Here is a 21,669-nt window from a genome sequence, read left to right on the forward strand (position 1 = left end):
GGCGACTGACGCTGACGCGCGGGCAATGCGCATCGCCATCGATGCCATGGGCGGGGACTTCGGTCCCCGCGCTACTGTCGGGGGTATGCTGCTGGCGCTCCAGCGCCATCCGGCCCTCGAACCGACGCTTTTCGGTCCTCGGGCCGAGTTGCAGGGGCTGCTGAATCAGCTGGGCGCCTCGCGCGCGGTGCGCGAGCGCATCGCGCTGCGCGATGCCCCCAGAGTGGTCACCCAGGCGATGGCGCCGATGGATGTGCTCGACAACCCCGGCGAGACCAGTCTCTACGGCATGCTGCAGACGGTGGCGCGGGGCGAGGCGCAGGCCGGCGTCAGCTGCGGCAATACCGGCGCGCTGATGGCGTTGGCGCGGCGCGAGCTCGGCAGCGTGCCGGGGATTTCGCGGCCTGCGATCAGTACCGCTGTGCCCACGCGCCATGGCGGTCGCTGCTATCTTCTCGATCTGGGCGCCAGTGTCGAGGTGCACGCCAGGCACCTGGTCGATTTCGCCTACATGGGCGCGCTGATGTGCCGTGCCGTCGACGACGTGGCGCGCCCGCGGGTGGCGCTGCTCAATATTGGTGTCGAGGCGGGCAAGGGCGCGGCCCGGGTGCGCGAAGCCGACGCCGAGTTGCGCAGGCGCGACAGCGATACCTTCGACTATATCGGCTACCTGGAGGGAGATGGCATCTTCTCCGGCGCGGCCGATGTGGTGGTGTGTGACGGTTTCGTCGGCAACGCAGTGCTCAAGGCCAGTGAAGGGGTTGCTCAGATGCTGCTCAAGCGTTTGCAAGAGACCTTCGAGTCTCACTGGAGCACGCGTTTGGTCAGTGCGCTGGCGCGCCCGGCGCTGATGCGCTTCAAGGCGCAGCTGGATCCGGTGCGTCACAACGGTGCCAGCCTGCTGGGGCTCAATCGGATCGTGGTCAAGAGCCACGGCAACGCCAGTGATCGAGCCTTCGCCTTCGCCATCGACCGCGCGGTTCGTGAGATCGCGGTTGGGCTGCCGGAGCACCTGCGTGGCGCCTGGTCGGCAGTAGCGGCGACATCTGCTATCTCGTCGGTCGACGATGTCGGTCGAGTGGATAGCGGGTCTCGTGATACGACGGGAACCGACGATTCATCACTTCAAGGGTGAGCGCGATGACGCAATCACTGGCTCTGGTCTTTCCCGGGCAGGGCTCTCAGCAGCAGGGAATGCTGCGGGAATTGGCCGAACGCTACAGCGTGGTTCGCACCACGTTCGACGAGGCTTCCGAAGCGCTGGGTTACGACCTGTGGCATGTCGTCCAGGAAGGCCCCGAGGAGAAGCTCAACGCCACTGCCTGCACCCAGCCTGCGCTGCTGGCCTCCAGCGTCGCCGTATGGCGGGTGTGGCAGGAGCTCGAGGGGCCGCGCCCGAGCATGATGGCCGGGCATAGCCTGGGCGAGTACAGTGCCATGGTGTGTGCCGGGGCGCTGGGCTTTGCCGAAGGTATCCGCCTGGTGCGGCTGCGCGGCGAAGCGATGCAGGAGGCTGTGCCGGCGGGCGTGGGTGCCATGGCGGCGGTTCTCGGGCTCGACGATGCGGCGGTGGAACAGGCCTGTCGCGAGGCCGCCGGCGACGAGGTGGTGGCTGCGGTCAACTACAACTCGCCGGGGCAGGTGGTCATCGCCGGGCACCAGGGTGCGGTGGATCGTGCGATCGCGCTGTGCCAGGAGGCCGGCGCCAAGCGTGCGCTACCGCTGCCGGTATCGGTTCCCTCGCACTGTGCGCTGATGAAGCCCGCCGCGGCGCGCGTCGAAGCGGCGATTGCAGAGCTCGATATCAAGCTGCCGCGCTACGCTGTCTACCAGAACGTCAATGCCGAAGTGCCGGCGACGGTGGAGGCGCTGCGCCAGCGCCTGGTCGAGCAGCTCTATCGCCCGGTGCGCTGGACGGACTGCGTCAACGCCATGTTCGAGGCCGGCTCGGGTGTCTTCATCGAGTGCGGGCCGGGTAAGGTCCTGACCGGACTCAACAAGCGCATTCAGCGTCAGATCAAGGGGTTGGCCGTCAATGACCCCGACACGCTGTCCTCCGCCCTCGAGCTGGCGCGCGAGGCGTTGGACGTTCAAGAGCCTTAAAGGATGACATCATGACCGAACGTAGAGTCGCGTTGGTGACCGGTGCCAGTCGGGGTATCGGTCGCGCCGTGGCCCGCGAGCTGGGGCGTCAGGGGCGCATCGTGATCGCCACCGCCACCAGCGAGAGCGGCGCGGCGCGGATCGACGAGGATCTCAAGGCCCACGATATCGAGGGGCTGGGCCTGGCGCTCGACGTCACCGATCAGGCGAGTGTCGAAGCCGTCTTCAAGCGCATCGCCGAGACCTATGCCGCTCCCACCATCGTCGTCAACAATGCCGGTATCACCCGCGACAATCTGCTGATGCGGATGAAGGAAGACGAGTGGGACGCGGTGCTCGATACCAACCTGAAGTCGGTCTATCGTGTGTGCAAGACGAGCCTCAAGGGGATGACGCGGGCGCGTTTCGGCCGTATCGTCAACGTGAGCTCGGTGGTGGCGATGATGGGCAACCTGGGGCAGGCCAATTACGCTGCCGCCAAGGCGGGCCTGGAGGGCTTTACCCGCGCGCTGGCACGTGAAGTCGCCTCGCGCGCCATCACCGTCAATGCGGTGGCGCCCGGTTTCATCGACACCGACATGACTCAGGCGTTGCCGGAAGCCCAGCGCGACGCGCTGCTGGGCCAGATTCCGCTGGCGCGCCTGGGCCAGCCTGAAGAGATCGCCGCCGCCATCGGCTTTCTGACCAGCGATGCGGCCGGTTATATCACCGGTGAAACGCTGCAGGTCAATGGCGGCATGAACATGCGGTAATCCCTCCGCGACGCGGGTTGCGTCGTCTGGGGGTGGTCTATAAACTAGCCGCAGCTTTTTAGCTGGCGGATTCGTACCATTAGGAGTAACGACATAATGAGCACCATCGAAGAGCGCGTTAAGAAGGTTGTTGCCGAACGCCTGAACGTCAAGGAAGAGGACATTCAGAACTCCTCCTCCTTCACCGAAGACCTCGGCGCGGATTCGCTGGATACCGTCGAACTGGTGATGGCGCTCGAAGAGGAATTCGACACCGAAATTCCCGACGAAGAAGCAGAAAAGATCACGACCGTTCAGGAAGCGATCGACTACATCAACGCCCACCAGTAAGGCGGTTATCTCCATCATCCGATGGAGCCAGACTGCCGGCTGATCGGCCGATGTTATGAAAGCCGCTCTCGATGAGAGCGGCTTTCTGCGTTATGGGCCGGCAACGGCACGCCGGTATGGCTGTGATAGCCTGTGCGGATGTCGGCCTGCCGGCAGGCGTTAGGCGCCCCTGCCGGGGCCGCGACGGGCAGTGGGTCGCCCATCGGCGACGGGGATCGGTTATAATTCGCGCGTTTCGGTGTGCGGGCCGGCGGCGGGACTTGGATGAGTCGCCGCCATGGCTCGTGGCAATGACGGAGTTCGGAGGAGATTCGATGCCGCGTAGAAGAGTGGTAGTGACCGGCCTGGGTCTAGTGACCCCGGTCGGCAACACGGTCGAGGAGAGCTGGCAGCAGCTCTTGTCAGGGAAGAGTGGCATCGCGCCGATCGAGCATTTCGACACGGCAGGTTTCAACACGCGTTTCGGCGGGGCGGTCAAGAACTTCGACATTGGCGAGTACTTGAACCCCAAGGAAGCGCGCAAGATGGACCTGTTCATCCAGTACGGCGTGGCCGCCGCCACCCAGGCCATGCGCGACTCCGGCATTGCCTGCACCGAGGAGAACGCCCACCGTATCGGGGTCGCGATCGGTTCGGGCATCGGTGGGCTGCCGATGATCGAGCGCAACCACGATGCGCTCAACAAGGGCGGTCCACGGCGAGTGTCGCCGTTCTTCGTGCCCGGATCGATCATCAACATGATCTCCGGCAGCCTGGCGATCCAGCACGGCTTCAAGGGTCCCAATATCGCCATTACCACCGCCTGCACCACCGGCACCCACAATATCGGCTACAGCGCACGTACCATCGCCTACGGCGATGCCGACGTGATGTTCTGCGGCGGTGCCGAGATGGCCACCACGCCGCTGGGGCTGGGCGGCTTCTCGGCGGCGCGGGCACTGTCGACGCGCAATGACGATCCGCAGGCGGCAAGCCGCCCCTGGGATCGCGATCGCGACGGCTTCGTGCTCTCCGACGGCGCCGGCGTGATGGTGCTCGAAGAGTATGAGCACGCCAAGCGCCGCGGTGCCACTATCTATGCCGAGCTCACCGGTTTCGGCATGAGCGACGACGCCTTCCACATGACCTCGCCGCCGGAAGATGGCAGCGGCGCTGCGGCCTCGATGCAGAATGCGATCAACGATGCCGCTATCGACCCCTCGGCGATCCATTACATCAATGCCCACGGCACCTCGACCTCGGCGGGCGACGTCGCCGAGAGTCGTGCCGTGGAGCGGGTGATGGGAGAGGCGGCGCACAAGGTCGCGGTGAGCTCGACCAAATCGATGATCGGCCATCTGCTGGGTGCCGCCGGAGCGGTGGAGGCGATCTTCTGCGTGCTGTCGATCCGCGATCAGGTCGCGCCGCCGACGATCAATCTCGACAATCCCGACACGGGCTGTGTGCTCGACTACGTGCCGCATACCGCGCGTGAGATGAAGATCGATACCGCGCTCTCCAACTCGTTCGGTTTCGGGGGCACCAACGGTTCGCTGATCTTCTCGCGGGTGTGACGGGCGCATGCGGGATCTGATGCTACCCCTGGACGACCGCGGTCTGGCCTACGGTGACGGGCTGTTCGAGACCGTACTGGTACGCGACGGCCAGGCGCTGCTGTGGGAGGCACATCTGGCCCGGCTCGCCGAGGGGTGCGCTCGCCTGGGCCTGCCGGCGCCGCCACGGGCGCGTCTCGATCCGCTGCCGGCGGCCTGCGGCGCCGGGCTCCAGGTGCTCAAGCTGGTGGTCACCCGCGGCAGCGGCGGGCGTGGCTACCGCCCACCGGCCGAGCCCGAGCCGCGCTGGGCCTGGCGCGCGACCGCGTTCGAGCCGGCGCCCCGGCGCTGGTTCGCCGGGGTCGAGGTGCGTTTGTGCGCGCTGCGCCTGGGGCGACAGCCGCGCCTGGCCGGACTCAAGCATCTGGCTCGGTTGGAGAACGTGCTGGCGCGCCAGGAGTGGGATGACGACACCATCGCCGAAGGGCTGATGTGCGATAGCGAGGGCTATCTGGTCGAAGCGACGGCGATGAATCTGGTGTGGCTGCGCCAGGGACGCCTGGAAACACCGCTGCTCGACCAGGCCGGGGTCGCCGGTACGCTGCTGGCTGCACTCGATGCAGAGACATCGCTGAAGCGCGTGCGTGCCGAGCCGCAGCGCCTGCTGCAGGCCGAGGCCGCCTGGGTCTGCAACAGCGTGCAGGGGGTGTGGCCGATTCGCGTGCTGCGTGACGCCGAGGGGGTGGTGCTGCGGCGTTGGGAGGTCGCGGCCGATGACTCGCTGCGCCGCCTGGCGCATCCGCTGCTGGGCTATCCCGTGGAGCCCGACACCTGAACAGACGGTGCGCGACAGCGCCCTGACATCCGCGTCGCCCGGGCATCCGGGTGGCGGCAGTGAGGCCCGGTAAAGCCGGGCCATCTAAGGAAGTGGCATGCGTCTTCTCAAGATTTTCGTGGTGCTGATGGTGCTGGCGGCGCTCGCCGCCTTCGCCGGCTATCGCTACTGGCAGTCACAGCTCGACGGCCCCATCGCTCTCGACGCTGCGACCATTTATGAAGTGCCGCGGGGTGCGGCGTTCTCGCAGGTGGTCGACGATCTCGCCGCGCGTGGGATCATCGCCGCGGCCTGGCCCTACCAGGTGCTGGCGCGGGTGGAGCCGCGCGCGATGCAGGGGCTGCGCGCCGGCGAGTTCCAGCTCGAGCCGGGCATGAGTGGCCGCCAGCTGATCGCCAAGCTCTCCAGCGACCAGGTGGTCACCTACCGGGTGACGATTCCCGAGGGCTGGACCTTCCGGCAGATGCGCCAGCTCCTGAACGGCGCCGAGAAACTCGATCACCGCACCGCCGAGATGAGTGATGCCGAGATCATGCGCGCATTGGGGCATCCTGACGAGCATCCGGAGGGGCGCTTCTTTCCCGATACCTATCGCTACCACAAGGGCGTGACCGATCTCGAAGTACTGGAGCGCGCCTATGCGCGTATGCACAAGACCCTCGACGAGGTCTGGGCCTCACGCGACGATGGTCTGCCTTTGGACGGCCCCTACCAGGCGCTGATTCTGGCTTCACTGATCGAGCGCGAGACCGGCGTGCCCGCCGAGCGTCGCGAGATTGCCGGCGTCTTCGTGCGGCGGCTGGAGAAGGGGATGCGCCTGCAGACCGACCCGACCGTGATCTACGGCATGGGCGACAGCTATGTCGGCAATATCACCCGCGCCGACCTGCAGCGCCAGAACGCCTACAACACCTACGTGATCGACGGCTTACCGCCGACGCCGATCGCCATGCCCGGGCGCGCCTCGCTGGAGGCGGCGGTGCATCCGGCGCCCGGCGATGCGCTCTACTTCGTGGCCAAGGGCGACGGCTCGCACCAGTTCTCGCGCACGCTCAGCGAGCACAACGCTGCGGTCAGACGCTATATCCTGAACCGCGACCGATAGCACGACGCAGCCACCCGCCGCCTCGGCGGGCGGGCGCTTTCTTCAGCATGAGATCAGCACGAGACGACCGCATGAGCGCACAAGCAGAGCAGCAGTCACGCGGGCGCTTCATCACGCTCGAGGGCGGGGAGGGCGTCGGCAAGACGACCAACGTCGGCGTGGTCTGCGATTGGCTCACCCGCCAGGGTATCGAGGTGGTACGCACGCGGGAGCCCGGCGGCACCTCGGGTGCCGAGGCGATCCGCGAGCTGCTGCTCGACCCCGAACGCGACGAACCCTGGGATGACAGCGCCGAGCTGCTGCTGGTATTCGCTGCCCGTGCCCAGCATCTGGCGCGGCGTATCCGACCGGCGCTGGCACGCGGCGCCTGGGTGGTGTGCGACCGTTTCACCGACGCCACCTTCGCCTATCAGGGTGGCGGGCGCGGGCTCGATCCGGCGCGCATCGCCACGCTCGAGGCACTGGTTCAGCAGGGGCTCGAACCCGACCTGACGCTGCTGCTCGACGTACCGCTGGAGATCGCCGCGCAGCGTGTCAGCGGCCGCGGCGGCGAGCGTGATCGCTTCGAGCGTGAGCGTGAGAGCTTCTTCGAGGCGGTGCGCGACACCTATCTCGCCCGCGCCCAGGCGCAGCCGCGCTTCGCGGTGATCGATGCCACACCGCCGTTGCCTCAGGTTCGCGAGGCCATCGAGCAGTGCCTCGCCTCGCGGGTGGCGCCATGGCTTTAAGCCCCGCGCCCGCGGCAGCGAGGGTCGCCGAGCCCATGCCCTGGCAGCGCGAGCGCTGGCAGCGGCTGATCCAACTGCAGGACAGTGGGCGCCTGCCCCACGCGCTGCTGGTCTCCGGCCCCCACGGTATCGGCAAGCAGCCGCTGGTTGAGGCGCTGATCGCGCGTACCCTGTGCCGCGCGCCGGGCGAGGTCGCCTGCGGTGAGTGTCACGGCTGCCGCATGCTGGCGGCGGGCTACCATCCTGACCTGCTCAGCGTGGCGCCGGCGGAGAAGTCGCGCCAGATTCGTATTGATGCCATCCGCCAGGTCAATGGCTTCGTGTCCCAGACGGCGCAGCAGGGCGGTTATCGGGTGATCCGTATCGAGCCGGCGGAGGCGATGAACGTGGCCGCTTCCAACGCCCTGCTCAAGAGCCTCGAGGAGCCGGGTCAGCGCACGCTGTTCGTGCTGGTGTCGGACATCGCCTCGCGGCTGCTGCCGACCATTCGGTCGCGCTGCCAGCACTGGAACCTGGCCACCCCGCCGGCCGCTGCGGCCGAGCACTGGCTGAGCGAGCGTCTCGGCGATGCCGAAGAGGCCAAGTTCTGGCTGCGGGTCGCCGGTGGGTTGCCGCTGCTCGCCGAGGAGCTGGCCGGCCCCGAGGCGCGCCAGCTGCGCCAGGAGCTTCGCGAGCTGTTCGACGCGCTGGTGCGTGGCGGCGAGCCGGTGGGGGAGGCGGCGCGACTCGATGCCCAAGCGCTCGATCGCGTACTCTGGTATGGCATCGCCTGGCTTGAGGATCTGATTCGCCTGGGGCTCTCCGGCGACAGCCGGCGGGTGCGCAACAGCGACCTGCTGCCGCTCTACCGCCAGGCGGTCAAGAATGCCCGCGTGCGGGACTGGTTTCGGCTGCTGGACTATGCCCGCGAGCAGCGTCGGCTGCTGGCGGCGGGGGGGAATCCCAACCCGCAGCTGGTGATGGAGGCGTGGCTGATTCGCTGGTCGGCACTGCTGAGATCTTGAAACTTCGCGCTCGAGACACGCGGTGCGTTCGTGCAGGCGCTGCTTTCACGTCATCGCCGAGGTTTGTTCACTCTCTCACCGAGGGCTGTCATGAGTTCACACAAGGCGCTGTCGCTGACCATACGCGACGACGATACCCTGCACAGTGCCTACCTGGCGTGGCTGGCTCGCGGGGGGCTGTTCGTACCCACCGAGCGGCACTACAGCCTGGGCCAGCGGGTCTATCTGCTGATCACGCTACCCGACGCCCATGACCGCCTGCCAGTGGAGGGCGAGGTGGTATGGCTGACGCCCCCCGGCACCGCCGATCGGGTAGCAGGTATCGGCGTGCACTTCGGCGCCGATGGCCAGGCGCTGCGTGAGCGCATCGAGGCGCGACTCGAGGCGCATCCGTCGCCGTCGGCGCTGACGCGTCATACGCTTTGAGCCGGCTCTTTATTTAGATTGAGTATTCAACGCCGGCGTGGGCGCGCCGGTCGCGTCGACAATCTCATCCTTACCGTTTTCTGGATATCGTCATGTTCGTAGACTCCCACTGCCATCTCGACCGCCTCGATCTGACGCCCTACGGCGGCGATCTCGGTGCCGCCCTCGACGCGGCGCGGGCGCGGGGCGTGCAGCGCTTCCTGGCCATCGCCACCACGCTGGAAAGTGCGCCGGCGCTGGCTGCAATGACGCGCGAGCATGCCGACGTCGATATCGCACTCGGCCTGCATCCGCTGCAGACGGTGGCGCAGGAGCCCGACGCCGCGGCCATCGCCGAGTGCGCCGAGCGCTACGCGGCGGTGGCCATCGGCGAGACAGGACTCGACTTCCATGTCGATAGTGTGCCGCACGCACTCCAGCGCCAGCGTTTCGTCGCCCACCTGGAGGCGTCGCGGGCGCTGGAGCTGCCGGTGGTGGTGCACACCCGAGAAGCGCGCGAGGAGACGCTGGCACTGATTCGTGAGCATGGCGACCCGGCGGTGGGCGGCGTGCTGCACTGCTTCACCGAGGATCTCGACATGGCTCGGGAAGCGGTGCGCCTGGGTTACTACATCTCGCTCTCGGGCATCGTCACCTTCGCCAGCGCCGAGGCGCTGCGCGAGGTGGCCCGGCGGCTGCCGCTGGATCGCCTGCTGATCGAGACCGACAGTCCGTTCCTGGCCCCGGTACCCCATCGCGGGCGTGCCAACGAGCCCCAGTGGGTGGTGGAGGTCGCCGAGTGTATCGCCGAGGTGCGTGGCATCAGTGTCGACGAGGTGGCGATGCAGACCCGGGCCAATTTCTATCGGCTGTTTCCGGGCTGCCACCAGGAAGATGCGCAGCACACCAATCCCTTTGCGTGAGGCGTGAGCGCGTCCATCTAGTCTCTTGTCACTCTCATCAGGAGCCACCCCATGCGCCTGGATTCGCTATTTCGCCAGCTCGACGCCCGCGGCGTGCCGCCCCTCGACCAGTGGGCCCCGGCGTTCTGCGGTGACATGGATCTGCTGATCACCGCCGGCGGTGAGTGGATTCACGAAGGCGCGCCGATCCGACGCCCCGAGCTGGTACGTCTGCTCGCCAGTGTGCTGCGGCGTGAGAGCGACGGTGACTACTATCTGGTGACCCCGGCCGAGAAACTGCGTATTCGGGTCGAAGATTGCCCGCTGCTGGCGGTCGATGCCGAGGCCGATGCCGACGGCTGGTGTGTCGATCTGCAGTGGGGCGAGCGGCTGCGTCTGGGGGCGGCACATCGCCTGCATCTGGCGTCGGACCCCCAGGGTGAATGGCGGCCGGCACTGCCGGTGCGCCACGGCCTCGAGGCGCGACTGCACCGCAATCTCTATTACCGGCTGGTCGAGGTCGCCGAGTGGCGCGGCGCCGAGTTGGGGCTCACCAGCGACGGTGTGTGGCAGCCGCTAGGACGGCTGGCGGAGGGCGAGGCATGAGCGCGGGCAGTCATGCCGGGGACTCCCATGCAGAGGCCATCCTTGCCGAGGGCTCCCAGGCAGACAGCGCGGCGCTGACCCAAGAGCAGCGCGCCGTGGTCGGGCACGCCGGCGGTCACGCCCGAGTGGCGGCGGTGGCCGGCGCCGGCAAGACCACAACCCTGGTGCAGCGGGTGCTCCATCTGCTTGCCAGCGGTGAGTCACCCCGACGGTTGCTGGTGCTGATGTTCAACCGCGCGGCGCGCGACGACTTCCGCGACAAGCTGGCGCGGCAGGCGCCAGCGGGGGTGGCGCTGCCCGAGGTGAGGACGTTTCACTCCATTGGCCACCGCCTGACCCAGAGCCTGACCCGCTGGGGGTTCCTGCCGCCGCGGCAGCTTTTGCAGGCTGACTGGCAGCACGAGCGGCTGCTGCGCCAGGCAGTGGCCCAGAGCCTCGCCCAGGCCGATGCCGAGACCCAGGAGGGGGCGCTGGAGGCCGAGCGGGTGGAGGCGTTCGCCCAGTTCTGCGACCTGGTCAAGGCCGAGATGGCCGAGCCCGCGGTACTGTTCGAGCGTCTCGACTATAGCCCGGCCGAACGGCACTTCATCGACGCCTTCGCCATCGCCGAGTCGCTGCTCGAAGCCGCCGGCAGCATCACCTACGCCGATCTGCTCTACCGTCCGCTGCGCTGTCTCGAGGCCGAGCCCGAGGCGCGGCGCCGGGTTCAGGGCTATCTCAACCACGTGATCGTCGATGAGTACCAGGACATCAACGAGTCACAGCTGCGGCTGTTGAAACTACTCGCCGGCGAGCAGGCCCAGGTAATGGCGGTGGGCGACGCCAACCAGTGCATCTACGAGTGGCGCGGTGCCCGTGCCGACGCCATGCAGGCGCGTTTCGACGGTCTGTTCGGCGGCGCCAGCGACTATCCGCTCTCGTATACCTTCCGCCACGGTCACGCCCTGGCGTTGGCGGCCAATCACGCGATCCGCGGTAACGCCCAGGGCAGCGATCAGCTGTGCCTGGCGGCACCGGGCAATCCGCACACGCGTCTCGGCAGCGGCGTGGGCGCCGCGGCGCTGCTCGACGAGCTGGGCCGTTGGCAGGCGGGCGGCCGGCGCCATGACGAGGCCTGCGTGCTGGTGCGCAGCTGGTCGCTGTCGGTCTCCGTACAGCTCCAGCTGCTGCGCGCGGGGATTCCTTTCCGGCTGGCCCAGGAGTCGCGCTTCGTCTTCCGCCTGCCGCTGGTCCAGGCCCTGGCCGGCTATCTGCAGTTGGCGCGGGAGCCTCACCGACTCCAGGACCCGGCGCATCTGGGGCTACTGTTCTCGCAGCCGACCACGTTCGTTGCCCAGGAGCGCGTGCGCCGGCTGTGCGAGGCGCTCGCCGCGACCCAGCAGTGGCCGGGGCGGGAGGACCCGCTGCTTGCGGGTCTCAAGCCCGGCCAGCGGCGCCACCTCAAGCGCCGCTGGCAGCTGCTGTGTGAACTGCCGCGGCTGGGCAACTGGCCGCCGGCGAAACTGCTGGCCCATGTGATCGAGGCGATCGATGCCGAGAAGGTGCTGCGCCGCTCGGCCTCACGGCGGGAAAAGGCGGACGACGACGTGCGCCTGCTCGACCTGCTGATCGAGCAGGCCGGCGAGCTGGCCAACGACCCCGACGCCTTCATCGAGCTGCTGCGCAATCCGGTGGAGAATCGTCCCGATGGCGTGCTGATCAGTACCGTCCACGGCGCCAAGGGGCTGGAGTGGCCGCTGGTCATGCTGTGGGGCCTCAACGAAGAGGATTTCCCCCACTTCAGCCGCGACAACCCGCTCTCGCCTCAGCGCCTGGAGGAGGAGCGGCGGCTCTACTACGTCGCCATCACCCGTGCCCGTGAGCGCCTGCTGCTACTGCATGATGGCGGTGAACACCGCCCCAGCCGCTTTCTCGCCGAGAGCGCGGTGACGGAGTGCGAACGTATCGGCCAGGCGCTGGCCAGCGAGAGCGAGGCGAGTGTCAGCGTCAGCGAGCCGGCGCTGGTGGCGCGCTATCTTGAGCGTATCGGTCGTCAACTGGCGCTGACGCCTGCGCGGGACATGTCCGCTGCTGCTACGCCGGCCGCGGGCTGGCGGGTCGGTGAGCGTCTCCATCACGCCAATTTCGGCACCGGTGAGGTGGTCGTGGTCGAGGGCGATCCTGCCGATCCGGTAATCGAGGTGCGCTTCGACGGCGCCGGGCGGCGCCGATTGATCGCCTCGCGGGCGCCCCTGGCGCGTATCGCCTGAGCCCGCTCGACAGCGAATGCGGTACGGCGCAGCATGGGATGACTCCCATGCCTGAGGCGTTGCGCCATGTCGGTACTGATCACCCCCGAAGCACTCCAAGCCCAGCTGCAGACCTCCCAGCCGCCACTGCTGCTCGATTGCCGTGCCTTTCGTCAGAATAGCCCCGAGGCTGCCGTGACCCTGCCGGGCAGCCGGCGCTTCGATCTCGAACGCGACATGTCGGCAGCACCCGGCACCGGCGGTCGCCATCCGCTGCCGACCAAGACGGCATTCACCGCGACGCTCTCGCATCTCGGCGTGACGCCTGGGCGAGCCGTGGTGGTGTTCGACGATCAGGGCGGGCGGCTGGCCGCAGCGCGGGGCTGGTGGATGCTGGCGTGCTGGGCGGGGCACCCGGACGTGCGCGTACTCGACGGCGGCATTCAGGCATGGCAGACGGCGGCGGGGGAGACAGCCCCCCTGGCGCCGGACGACGGCTCGCCTGAGGCGGTGGCCGGTGCCGCGGCCTGGCAGCCCGACTACCACGACACGGCCTGGATCGGGCTGGAGCGGCTGGCGACCGAGGGCGGTCAGCTGATCGACGCCCGCGCCGCGTCGCGCTTCCGCGGTGAGGAGGAGCCCCTCGACCCCGTAGCGGGGCATATCCCCGGCGCCCTGTGTCACCCTTGCGCCGACAATCTTGCCGCCGACGGCCGCTTCCAGTCACCGGCAGCGCTGGCCGCGGCTTTGCCCCAGGCAGAGCGGCTGACCGCCTACTGCGGCTCCGGGGTGACCGCGTGCCACAACATTCTCGCTTATGCGGTGGCCGGCCTGGCGCTGCCGCGGCTCTACGTCGGCTCCTGGAGCGAGTGGATCGAGGATGCGGGTAGGCCGGTGGCCACCGGTCCGGCCTAGCCTCTTGCTGACACCTCCCTAGCCCTAGCGCCACCCGCTCCAGGCACGGCCGTGCATCACATATTGGGGTAGTTGGGACCGCCACCGCCCTCCGGCGCCACCCAGGTGATGTTCTGCGCGGGGTCCTTGATGTCGCAGGTCTTGCAGTGGATGCAGTTCTGGAAGTTGATCTGGAACCGCGGGCCGTCGCTCTCCTCGACCACCTCGTAGACCCCGACCGGGCAGTAGCGCTGTGCCGGCTCGGCGTACTCGGGCAGATTCTTCTCGATCGGGATGCTGGGGTCGCTCAGGCGCAGATGGCAGGGCTGATCCTCGTCGTGATTGGTGTTGGAGAGGAACACCGAAGAGGGCTTGTCGAACGACAGCTTGCCATCCGGCTTGGGGTAGTCGATACGGGTGGCCTCGGCGGCGGGGGTGAGGCGATAGTCCGGCGTGGTGTCGTGCAGTGTGGGCAGCTTGCCGCCACCGAGCAGTTGGTCGACGAAGTAGTAGGCGCCGCCACCGAGGGTGCCGTAGCGATGGACCGCCGGGCCGAAACTGCGGCTGGCCTGCAGCTCCTGCCACGCCCAGCTCGACTCCCACGCCTGGGTGAAAGCGGTGAGCTCGCGGCCGCCGGCATCATCCTCCGCGAGCGCCTCGAACACGCTCTCGGCGGCGACCAGGCCGGACTTCATCGCCGTGTGGATGCCCTTGATCTTGGCGAAGTTGAGGGTGCCGGCGTCGCAGCCGAGTAGCAGCGCCCCGGGCATGGTCATCTTGGGCAGGCAGTTGGCGCCGCCCTTGGCGATCGCCCGCGCGCCGTAGGCGACCCGCTTGCCGCCCTCGAGATAGCGCTTGAGCTGCGGGTGATGCTTGAGCCGCTGGAACTCGTCGAACGGCGACAGATAGGGGTTGCGATAGCTCAAGTCGACGATCAGCCCCACCATCACCTGGTTGTCGTCGCCATGGTAGAGGAACCAGCCGCCGTGGCCGTCACCCCCGGCCGCCTTGTCGCTGAGCGGCCAGCCGGAGCCATGCACTACCAGGCCCGGCTCGTGCTGTTCGGCGGGGATGTCCCACAGCTCCTTGAAGCCGATGGCGTAGTGCTGCGGGTCGCGGCCGGCGGCGAGATCGAAGCGCTCGATCAGGCGCTTGCCGATATGCCCGCGGGCGCCTTCGCAGAACAGCGTGTACTTGGCGCGCAGCTCCATGCCCGGCATGTAGTTGGCGCCCTCGCTGCCGTCGGCGGCCACGCCCATGTCGCCGGTGACGATGCCGCGCACGATGCCGTCGTCGTCGATCAGCGCCTCCTGGGCGGCGAAACCGGGGAAGATCTCCACCCCCAGGGCCTCCGCCTGCTCACCCAGCCAGCGGCACAGGTTGCCGGCGCTGATGATGTAGTTCTGGGTGCCGTGGCCGACGTTGTGCAGGCTCTTGGGGACCAGCGCGCCGGGCAATTTCTGCGCCTTCTCTGCATCCTTGAGCAGATAGAGATCGTCACGCGTGACCGCGGTCTTCAGCGGCGCCCCGCGCTCGGCCCAGTCGGGGAAGAGTTCGGCCAGGGCGCGCGGCTCGAGCACCGCACCGGAGAGGATATGGGCGCCGACCTCGGAGCCTTTCTCGACCACGCACACGGAGAGTTCGCGCCCCGCCGCCTGGGCCTGCTGCATCAGCCGGCACGCTGCTGCCAGTCCGCTCGGCCCCGCGCCGACGATGACTACATCGAAATCCATGGATTCGCGTTCCAAACCGATTCTCCTTGCTAGCGCTACGGTATTGTCGGCCCGGCCCTCGCGCCGGCCGCGGCCTGTTATGGGGCTTGTGCCCGCGCGTCTCGACGTTATGACGCCGCGCGCTTTGCTTATGCCAAGGCGCGGCTTCGGGCCGCGCTCGATAATGGGCTATCATCGCACTTTTACGCCGCCGTTGTCCCTGATCCGGCCGCGCCGCCGCGGGATGGGACCACTGGCGGATTGACCCCGGCCACGTTTGACGCGAGTCTGTTTCGCGTCAATCGGTTTGGTGGAAGCGTTGCGCGTGTCTTGCGTGACGGCGGGCTTTTGCCTGCCGTCAGGTCAGTGACGTTTTCCGCCTCGCGCCGATCTTTTCTTCAGCCTGCGAGGACATCCATGAAAGTACTCGTCGCGGTCAAACGCGTCATCGACTACAACGTCAAGATCCGCGTCAAGCCGGATCACTCCGATGTCGACCTGACCAACGTCAAGATGGCCATGAACCCGTTCTGCGAGATCGCCGTCGAAGAGGCGGTGCGTCTCAAGGAGCAGGGTGTCGCCAGCGAGATCGTCGCTGTCACCGTCGGTCCCAAGGCCGCGCAGGAGCAGCTGCGCACGGCGCTGGCGCTGGGCGCCGATCGCGCCATTCACGTCGAGACCGAGGCGCGGGTCGAATCGCTGGCGGTGGCCAAGCTGCTCAAGGCGGTGGTCGATGAAGAGCAGCCGGACCTGGTGATCCTGGGCAAGCAGGCCATCGACACCGACAATAACCAGACCGGCCAGATGCTGGCGGCACTCACCGGCATGCCCCAGGGCACCTTTGCCTCGAAGGTCGACGTCAAGGAAGGCAGCGTGGACGTCACCCGCGAGATCGACGGTGGTCTGCAGACGGTGGCACTGACGCTGCCGGCGGTGGTCACCACCGACCTGCGTCTCAACGAGCCTCGCTACGCCAAGCTGCCCGACATCATGAAGGCCAAGAAGAAGCCGCTCGAGAGCAAGACGCCGGAAGCGCTGGGTGTCAGCGTCGAGAGCGGACTCGAGCTGCTCGGGGTCGAGACCCCGGCCGAGCGCAAGGGCGGTGTGAAGGTCGGCTCGGTGGATGAGCTGGTAGAGAAACTCAAGACCGAAGCGAAAGTGCTTTGAAGGGAGCGGCTGGCATGAGCATTCTGATTCTCGCCGAACAGCATGATGGCGAACTGTCAACGGGCACGGCGCACGTGGTTGCCGCGGCACGCGCGATCGGTGGTGACATCGACGTGCTGGTCGCCGGCGAAGGGGTCGACGCCGTGGCCCAGGCCGCTGCCGGTCTCGACGGCGTCAGCCGGGTGCGGGTGGCCGACGACGCGGTCTACGCGCACCAGTTGGCCGAGCCGCTGGCCGAGCTGCTGGTGGCACTGGCCGATGACTACACCCATGTGCTGGCGGCCTCCAGCACCACTGGCAAGAACGTGCTGCCGCGGCTGGCTGCGCTGCGCGACGTGGCCCAGATCTCCGATATCCTCGAGGTGGTCGGCGCCGACACCTTCAAGCGGCCGATCTACGCCGGCAACGCCATCGCCACGGTGCGCTCGAGCGACCCGCTGAAGGTGATCACGGTGCGCACCACCGCCTTCGACGCCGTGGCCGAGGGCGGCAGTGCCGCGATCGAGCCGATCAGCGCCGAGGTGAGCAACGCCAGCAGCTGGTTCGTCGGCGAAGAGCTGGCCCAGAGCGATCGCCCCGAGCTGGGCAGTGCCAAGATCGTCATCTCCGGTGGCCGCGGCATGGGTAGCGGCGACAACTTCAAGCTGCTCGAAGGCATCGCCGACAAGCTGGGTGCCGCCATCGGCGCTTCCCGCGCTGCGGTCGATGCCGGTTTCGTGCCCAACGACATGCAGGTGGGGCAGACCGGCAAGATCGTCGCCCCGGAGCTCTACATCGCGGTGGGCATCAGCGGTGCGATCCAGCATCTGGCCGGGATGAAAGACTCCAAGGTGATCGTGGCGATCAACAAGGACGAAGATGCACCGATCTTCCAGGTGGCCGATTACGGCCTGGTCGGCGATCTGTTCGAGATCCTGCCGGCACTGGAGCAGAAGCTGTAACCCGCGGCTGATCGGGGTTCGAAGCCGGCGCCTCAGGGCGCCGGCTTTTTTGTGCGCGCGAGTCTTCAGGAGATGAAGGTAGGGCTTGGATTCTGATTGATAATTGTTCTTGTTTGTACTAGGTTGTCGTCCTCTAGATCGGTGCCCACTTTTCGACGCTGTCGCACCGCTTTGAGACGGTGATCGTCACGTCTTCAGGCCCACTCCCACGGCTTCAGGCCCAATCGTAAGGAGATCGCGTGGTGTTGCATTCCCCGCGTCAGCGAAGCCACCGCCGGCTCACGGCGCTCTGCTTCGTCGCCGCGAGTCTCGTCGGCGTGGCCGCTCAGGCCCCGGCTCAGGACTCGCTCAGTCAGGCCAGCATCGAGGCGCAGCAGACCCAGGCCGCGCTGCAGCGGCGTATCGACAGCGCCGACGACGCCACGCGCGAAGCCCTCGAGCGGCTGCGGCGTGCCACCCGGCAGGCAGACCGCCTGGAGAGCTACAACGCCGAGCTGGCGCCGGTGGTGGCGGATCAGGCCCGCCGCATCGAGTCGCAGCAACAGGCGCTGGCGCAGATCTCGACCACGCGCGAAGCGCTGCCGGGCGAGATGCGCGAGATGGTCGAACAGCTGCGCGGGATGATCGAGGCCGACATGCCGTTTCTGCGCCAGGAGCGCCTGGCGCGGGTCGATACCCTCGAACAGATGCTCGCCAGCGATGAAACCTCCCAGGCCGACAAGCTACAGAAGATCTTCTCGGTGTGGCGCACCGAGCTCGACTACGGTCGCCAGATGGACCAGTGGAGCGGCCCGCTGACGGGTGAGCGTGCGCCGGGCGCGCAGGCCGGTAGCGACTATGCGCGCCAGGTCGATTACCTGCGGGTGGGGCGCACCGGCTTTTACTATGTCACTCCCGACGGTCAAGTCGGTGGCGTGTGGAAGGTCGCGAGCCAGCGCTGGGAGCCGCTCGATCGCGGTCAGATCGACGAGGTGCGCCGGGGAATCCGTATCGCCCGTGACCAGGCCGCCCCGGCACTGCTGGCGCTGCCGGCGTCCATCAGTGTGGTGCCCGGGCAGTCGCCGCAAGCGGCCGGCGACGAGGCTGGACCAGGCGATGCCCAGACCCCGAGCGCGCCGCAGGAAACGGCACAGGAGTCGGCATCATGAAGCAGCATTCGTTCGTTTCCCGTGGGCAGTCGCTGCTGATCGCGCTGATGCTGGCGGCGCCGGTAGCCCAGGCGCAGGATCCGGCCGCACCCGATGCCCAGGATGCTACCGCCTCCCAGTCTTCTTCCACCCAGGCTCAGGCCGAAGCGCCGAATACGCTGCAGCAGGTGCTGGCGCGCTTCCAGGCCGACAGTCGGGAGGCCGAGGCCCGCGACGATGCGCGTCTGGCCGCGCTGGTGGATGACCGCCAAAAGCTCGATGCGGCAGTGGCGGACGCCGAAAGGCGGCTTTCGGCAGCGCAGGCAAAGCGCGAAGAACTGGAACAGCGCCAGCGCGAGCAGCGCCAGACGCTGGCTGACCTGGGGCAGCAACGTGGCGGCGATGCTGCCGATATCGAGGCGGTGTCGCAGGTGATCAAGCAACAGGCCGGTGAGCTGCGCGATGCGCTCAGCGATAGCTGGCTGACCCTGGGCGGTGCGGCGCAGCTGCCGCCACGGCTGGATGATCGTGGGTTGGTCGATATCGATACCCTCGATCGGCTACGCGGTGATCTCGCTGCGCTGATCGCGGAGAGCGCCCGCGGCGTAAGCTTCGAGGCGCCTGTGGCGGCGGCCAATGGTGATGTTAAGGTGCGCCCGGTGGTGCGTCTGGGCGACAGCGTGGCCTTCAGCCAAGGCGATCTGCTGGCGCGTGACAGCGACGCCAAGCTGCCGCTCGATGTCTTCCCGCGCACGCCCGGCGATGTTCGCGCAGCGCTGCGCGACTTCCAGGCCGGGCAGGGCGAGCGCTTCTTCTTCGATCCCACCGACGGCGAGGTGCTGCAGGCAATCGCCCAGCAGCCCAGCCTGTGGCAGCGCTTTCAGCAGGGCGGCTACGTCGGCTACGTGATCGTCGGGCTGGGCGCCATCGGCCTCCTGGTGGCACTGGCGCAATATCTCTATCTGCTGCGGGTGAGTTCACGCATGCAGCGTCAGCTGCGCGACCCTGAGCGGCTGCGTGATGACAACCCCCTCGGGCGGGTACTCGGGCGCTTCGGTGCGCTGGGCCCGAGTCACGCCCCGGAGGCCCTCGAGGCGCGTCTCGACGAGGCGCTGCTGGCGGAGCAGCCGCGTCTCGAGCGCGGCCAGCCGATCGTCAAGCTGATCGCCGCGGTGGCACCGCTGTTGGGGCTGCTGGGAACGGTCACCGGGATGATCATCACCTTCCAGTCGATCACCGTGTTTGGCACCGGCGATCCGCAGCTGATGGCCGGGGGGATCAGCCAGGCGCTGGTGACCACCGTGCTGGGCTTGATCACCGCGGTGCCGTTACTGTTCGTCAACACCGCGCTGAGCAGCCGTAGCCGGCGGCTTGTCGGGCTGCTCGAAGGGCGCGCCAGCGCGGTTCTGGCCGAGCACCTGGAAGCTGCGGGCCAGGATCAGGAGAGCCATCGTGGCGTTCACGCTTGAGCCGATCCGCTGGCTGATCGACGCCGGCGGCGGGGTCCTGGTAGTGATCATGCTGGTCGCCATGGCGCTGTTCGCGCTGGCGCTGGAGCGTCTGATCTACTGGCGCGTCACTCACCGCCGGGCGCGCCGAGCGCTGATCGATGCCTGGATCCAGCGCCGTGACCACGTCAGTTGGAGCGCGCTCACCCTGCGCGAGGTGTGGACCCGGGAGCTACTGGCCCGGCTGCGCCAGCCGTTGCCCTGGCTCAAGCTGCTGGTGGCGATATGCCCGTTGCTGGGGCTGCTGGGTACCGTCACCGGGATGATCCAGGTGTTCGATAGCCTCTCCCTCAGCGACAGCGGCCAGGCGCGGGCGATGGCCGACGGCGTTGCTCGTGCCACGCTGCCCACCCTGGTGGGCATGGCCGTGGCCGTGGTCGGGCTGCTGTTCGTGTCCCGACTGGAACAGATCATTCGGCGTGAGGACCAGCGACTGCACGATCGCATGGCTCGCGCGGTGGAGGATGCCCATGCGTAGGCGGCGCCTGCGGGAAGCGAGCGACGACGCCACCGGGATCGACCTGACCCCGATGCTCGATGTCGTCTTCATCATGCTGATCTTCTTTATCGTCACCACCAGCTTCATCAAGGAGAGTGGGGTCGAGATCGAGCGGCCGCAGTCGAGCGAGGCGACTGCACGCCCCGACACCCAGGTGTTGGTGGCGATCACCCAGGATGGCGCGGTGTGGGTCGACGGCGAGGCGGTGGACGCCCATCGAGTCGGCGCCAAGGTGGCGGCACTGGTCTCCGGCGATGGCAGCGTGGTGGTCCAGGCCGACCGCCGCTCGACCACGGGTCTGCTGCTCGAGGTGATGGATCGCATTCGCCAGGCCGGGGTCGACAATGTCGCTGTCGCAGCCAATCGGGACGCGGGCTGATGCGCAGGCTCGTGGGTCTGGTCGCCGGTGGCGTGCTGGCGCTGGTGCTGTTTTATCTGCTGGCGCTGCTGGTGGCACCACCCGCGCCGGAGGATCAGGAGATCGTCAGCGCTGCACCGATCGCCATGGTCGACGCGCCGGAGCAGGCGCAGACAGCACCGGCGACGAGCGCAGCAGCGCCACCGCCTCCGCCGACCGCTCCGCCGCCGCCCCCGGCAGCAGCACCGTCACCGGCGCCGACACCTAGCCCGATCTCTGTGCCCGAACCCGAGGTGGCGCAGCCGCAGACCCCGGCGCCGACGCTGGACGCCTCGTTGCCCGAGCTGAGCGAGGCGCGGCCGACGCCGCGACCCAAGCCGCAGCCGCAACCACAACCTCAGCCACAACCTGAATCGCGGCCCGAGCCCAGTCCGCAGCCTAGCCCGTCGCCGGCGCCCAGCACTGCCCAGGCACCGGCTGCGCAGCCGGCACCCAAGGGTACCCAGGCATCACCGCGTGACGTGGGGCAGCTGCAGCCGACCAGTCGGGTCAATCCGACCTACCCGGTGCGGGCGCAGCGGCGTGGCCTGGAGGGCTACGTCGAGGTCAGCTTCGTGATCCAGCCCGATGGGCGCGTGGATAGCGGCAGCTTGCGGGTGATCGACGCCGAGCCGGCTAACGTGTTCGACCGCGCGGTGGAGGAAGCGGTAGCGCGCTGGCGCTTCCCGCCGGCGGACGACGTGCGCCGTGCCACCCAGCGTATCGAGTTCAAACTGCAAGGTTGACCATGGACGCGTCACAGACTGTCATTCCGCCCGCGGGGCCCGCCCTGGCTGTCACTACGGCCGCCGACGCCGTTAAGGGACGGCAGTGCCGGTATGGCGCTGCACTCCTGCTGCTGGCGTTACTGGTGACCACGCCGGTGATGGCCGA

22 protein-coding genes are annotated in these 21,669 nt (G+C 67.9%); 21 read left to right on the forward strand and 1 reads right to left on the reverse strand.

Annotated features, from left to right (window positions below):
- The first annotated feature begins 25 nt into the window (after positions 1 to 25).
- The 14 genes from plsX to J0A90_RS00475 all read left to right on the forward strand — a co-directional run bounded on the left by plsX (position 26) and on the right by J0A90_RS00475 (position 13,445).
- Positions 26 to 1,135 (forward strand): phosphate acyltransferase PlsX, encoded by a 1,110-nt coding sequence (gene plsX, locus J0A90_RS00410; protein WP_207037286.1) that lies wholly within the window; start codon positions 26 to 28, stop codon positions 1,133 to 1,135.
- A gap of 5 nt (positions 1,136 to 1,140) precedes the next feature.
- Positions 1,141 to 2,103: an ACP S-malonyltransferase gene (fabD, locus tag J0A90_RS00415; protein ID WP_207037285.1), complete on the forward strand. Its 963-nt coding sequence runs from the start codon at positions 1,141 to 1,143 to the stop codon at positions 2,101 to 2,103.
- Between the two features lie 8 nt (positions 2,104 to 2,111).
- A complete protein-coding gene (gene fabG / locus J0A90_RS00420) occupies positions 2,112 to 2,855 on the forward strand; it encodes a 3-oxoacyl-ACP reductase FabG (RefSeq protein ID WP_207037302.1) in 744 nt (247 codons plus the stop codon).
- A gap of 96 nt (positions 2,856 to 2,951) precedes the next feature.
- Positions 2,952 to 3,185 (forward strand): acyl carrier protein, encoded by a 234-nt coding sequence (gene acpP / locus J0A90_RS00425; RefSeq protein WP_035474582.1) that lies wholly within the window; start codon positions 2,952 to 2,954, stop codon positions 3,183 to 3,185.
- A 314-nt stretch (positions 3,186 to 3,499) separates the two neighbouring features.
- Positions 3,500 to 4,738, forward strand: coding sequence for a beta-ketoacyl-ACP synthase II (gene fabF / locus J0A90_RS00430; protein ID WP_207037284.1), 1,239 nt, complete (start codon positions 3,500 to 3,502; stop codon positions 4,736 to 4,738).
- Between the two features lie 7 nt (positions 4,739 to 4,745).
- Positions 4,746 to 5,552 carry an aminodeoxychorismate lyase gene (gene pabC, locus J0A90_RS00435; protein WP_207037283.1) on the forward strand — a complete coding sequence of 269 codons (807 nt, stop codon included), beginning with the start codon at positions 4,746 to 4,748 and terminating at the stop codon, positions 5,550 to 5,552.
- A 97-nt stretch (positions 5,553 to 5,649) separates the two neighbouring features.
- Positions 5,650 to 6,657, forward strand: coding sequence for an endolytic transglycosylase MltG (gene mltG / locus J0A90_RS00440; RefSeq protein ID WP_207037282.1), 1,008 nt, complete (start codon positions 5,650 to 5,652; stop codon positions 6,655 to 6,657).
- A gap of 71 nt (positions 6,658 to 6,728) precedes the next feature.
- The gene (tmk, locus tag J0A90_RS00445) at positions 6,729 to 7,385 is read left to right on the forward strand and encodes a dTMP kinase (RefSeq protein WP_207037281.1); all 657 of its coding nucleotides are present in this window, start codon (positions 6,729 to 6,731) and stop codon (positions 7,383 to 7,385) included.
- Positions 7,376 to 8,389: a DNA polymerase III subunit delta' gene (locus J0A90_RS00450; protein ID WP_207037280.1), complete on the forward strand. Its 1,014-nt coding sequence runs from the start codon at positions 7,376 to 7,378 to the stop codon at positions 8,387 to 8,389. The genes tmk and J0A90_RS00450 overlap by 10 nt, the downstream gene beginning before the upstream one ends.
- A 90-nt stretch (positions 8,390 to 8,479) precedes the next feature.
- Complete coding sequence (locus J0A90_RS00455) at positions 8,480 to 8,815, forward strand: PilZ domain-containing protein (RefSeq protein ID WP_035470612.1); 336 nt, start codon at positions 8,480 to 8,482, stop codon at positions 8,813 to 8,815.
- 92 nt (positions 8,816 to 8,907) lie between these two features.
- Positions 8,908 to 9,717 (forward strand): TatD family hydrolase, encoded by an 810-nt coding sequence (locus J0A90_RS00460; protein ID WP_207037279.1) that lies wholly within the window; start codon positions 8,908 to 8,910, stop codon positions 9,715 to 9,717.
- Positions 9,718 to 9,768: 51 nt separating this feature from the next.
- Entirely contained in the window at positions 9,769 to 10,302 is a 534-nt protein-coding gene (locus J0A90_RS00465; protein ID WP_207037278.1) for a DUF1285 domain-containing protein, read from the forward strand.
- A complete protein-coding gene (locus J0A90_RS00470; RefSeq protein ID WP_207037277.1) occupies positions 10,299 to 12,551 on the forward strand; it encodes an ATP-dependent helicase in 2,253 nt (750 codons plus the stop codon). The genes J0A90_RS00465 and J0A90_RS00470 overlap by 4 nt, the downstream gene beginning before the upstream one ends.
- A gap of 66 nt (positions 12,552 to 12,617) precedes the next feature.
- Positions 12,618 to 13,445, forward strand: coding sequence for a sulfurtransferase (locus tag J0A90_RS00475; RefSeq protein ID WP_207037276.1), 828 nt, complete (start codon positions 12,618 to 12,620; stop codon positions 13,443 to 13,445).
- A 56-nt stretch (positions 13,446 to 13,501) separates the two neighbouring features.
- Here the strand turns inward: J0A90_RS00475 and J0A90_RS00480 are convergent, their stop codons facing one another.
- A complete protein-coding gene (locus J0A90_RS00480) occupies positions 13,502 to 15,157 on the reverse strand; it encodes an electron transfer flavoprotein-ubiquinone oxidoreductase (RefSeq protein ID WP_207037301.1) in 1,656 nt (551 codons plus the stop codon).
- Positions 15,158 to 15,553: 396 nt separating this feature from the next.
- Between J0A90_RS00480 and J0A90_RS00485 the strand changes: the two genes are divergently transcribed.
- The 7 genes from J0A90_RS00485 to J0A90_RS00515 all read left to right on the forward strand — a co-directional run bounded on the left by J0A90_RS00485 (position 15,554) and on the right by J0A90_RS00515 (position 21,521).
- Positions 15,554 to 16,303: an electron transfer flavoprotein subunit beta/FixA family protein gene (locus tag J0A90_RS00485; protein WP_035470609.1), complete on the forward strand. Its 750-nt coding sequence runs from the start codon at positions 15,554 to 15,556 to the stop codon at positions 16,301 to 16,303.
- 14 nt (positions 16,304 to 16,317) lie between these two features.
- Positions 16,318 to 17,244, forward strand: coding sequence for an electron transfer flavoprotein subunit alpha/FixB family protein (locus tag J0A90_RS00490; protein WP_207037275.1), 927 nt, complete (start codon positions 16,318 to 16,320; stop codon positions 17,242 to 17,244).
- A gap of 242 nt (positions 17,245 to 17,486) precedes the next feature.
- The gene (locus tag J0A90_RS00495; RefSeq protein WP_233076376.1) at positions 17,487 to 18,392 is read left to right on the forward strand and encodes a DUF3450 domain-containing protein; all 906 of its coding nucleotides are present in this window, start codon (positions 17,487 to 17,489) and stop codon (positions 18,390 to 18,392) included.
- On the forward strand, positions 18,389 to 19,840 hold the full coding sequence (locus J0A90_RS00500) for a MotA/TolQ/ExbB proton channel family protein (protein WP_233076377.1): 1,452 nt from the start codon (positions 18,389 to 18,391) through the stop codon (positions 19,838 to 19,840). Before J0A90_RS00495 ends, J0A90_RS00500 begins: the two co-directional genes overlap by 4 nt.
- Positions 19,841 to 19,889: 49 nt before the next feature.
- Positions 19,890 to 20,357 carry a MotA/TolQ/ExbB proton channel family protein gene (locus J0A90_RS00505; RefSeq protein ID WP_106420702.1) on the forward strand — a complete coding sequence of 156 codons (468 nt, stop codon included), beginning with the start codon at positions 19,890 to 19,892 and terminating at the stop codon, positions 20,355 to 20,357.
- The gene (locus tag J0A90_RS00510) at positions 20,350 to 20,757 is read left to right on the forward strand and encodes a biopolymer transporter ExbD (protein ID WP_207037274.1); all 408 of its coding nucleotides are present in this window, start codon (positions 20,350 to 20,352) and stop codon (positions 20,755 to 20,757) included. Before J0A90_RS00505 ends, J0A90_RS00510 begins: the two co-directional genes overlap by 8 nt.
- On the forward strand, positions 20,757 to 21,521 hold the full coding sequence (locus J0A90_RS00515) for an energy transducer TonB (protein ID WP_207037273.1): 765 nt from the start codon (positions 20,757 to 20,759) through the stop codon (positions 21,519 to 21,521). The genes J0A90_RS00510 and J0A90_RS00515 overlap by 1 nt, the downstream gene beginning before the upstream one ends.
- The last annotated feature ends 148 nt before the right edge of the window (positions 21,522 to 21,669 follow it).

The organism is Salinicola sp. DM10 (assembly GCF_017306975.2).
Classification (GTDB): Bacteria; Pseudomonadota; Gammaproteobacteria; order Pseudomonadales; family Halomonadaceae; genus Salinicola.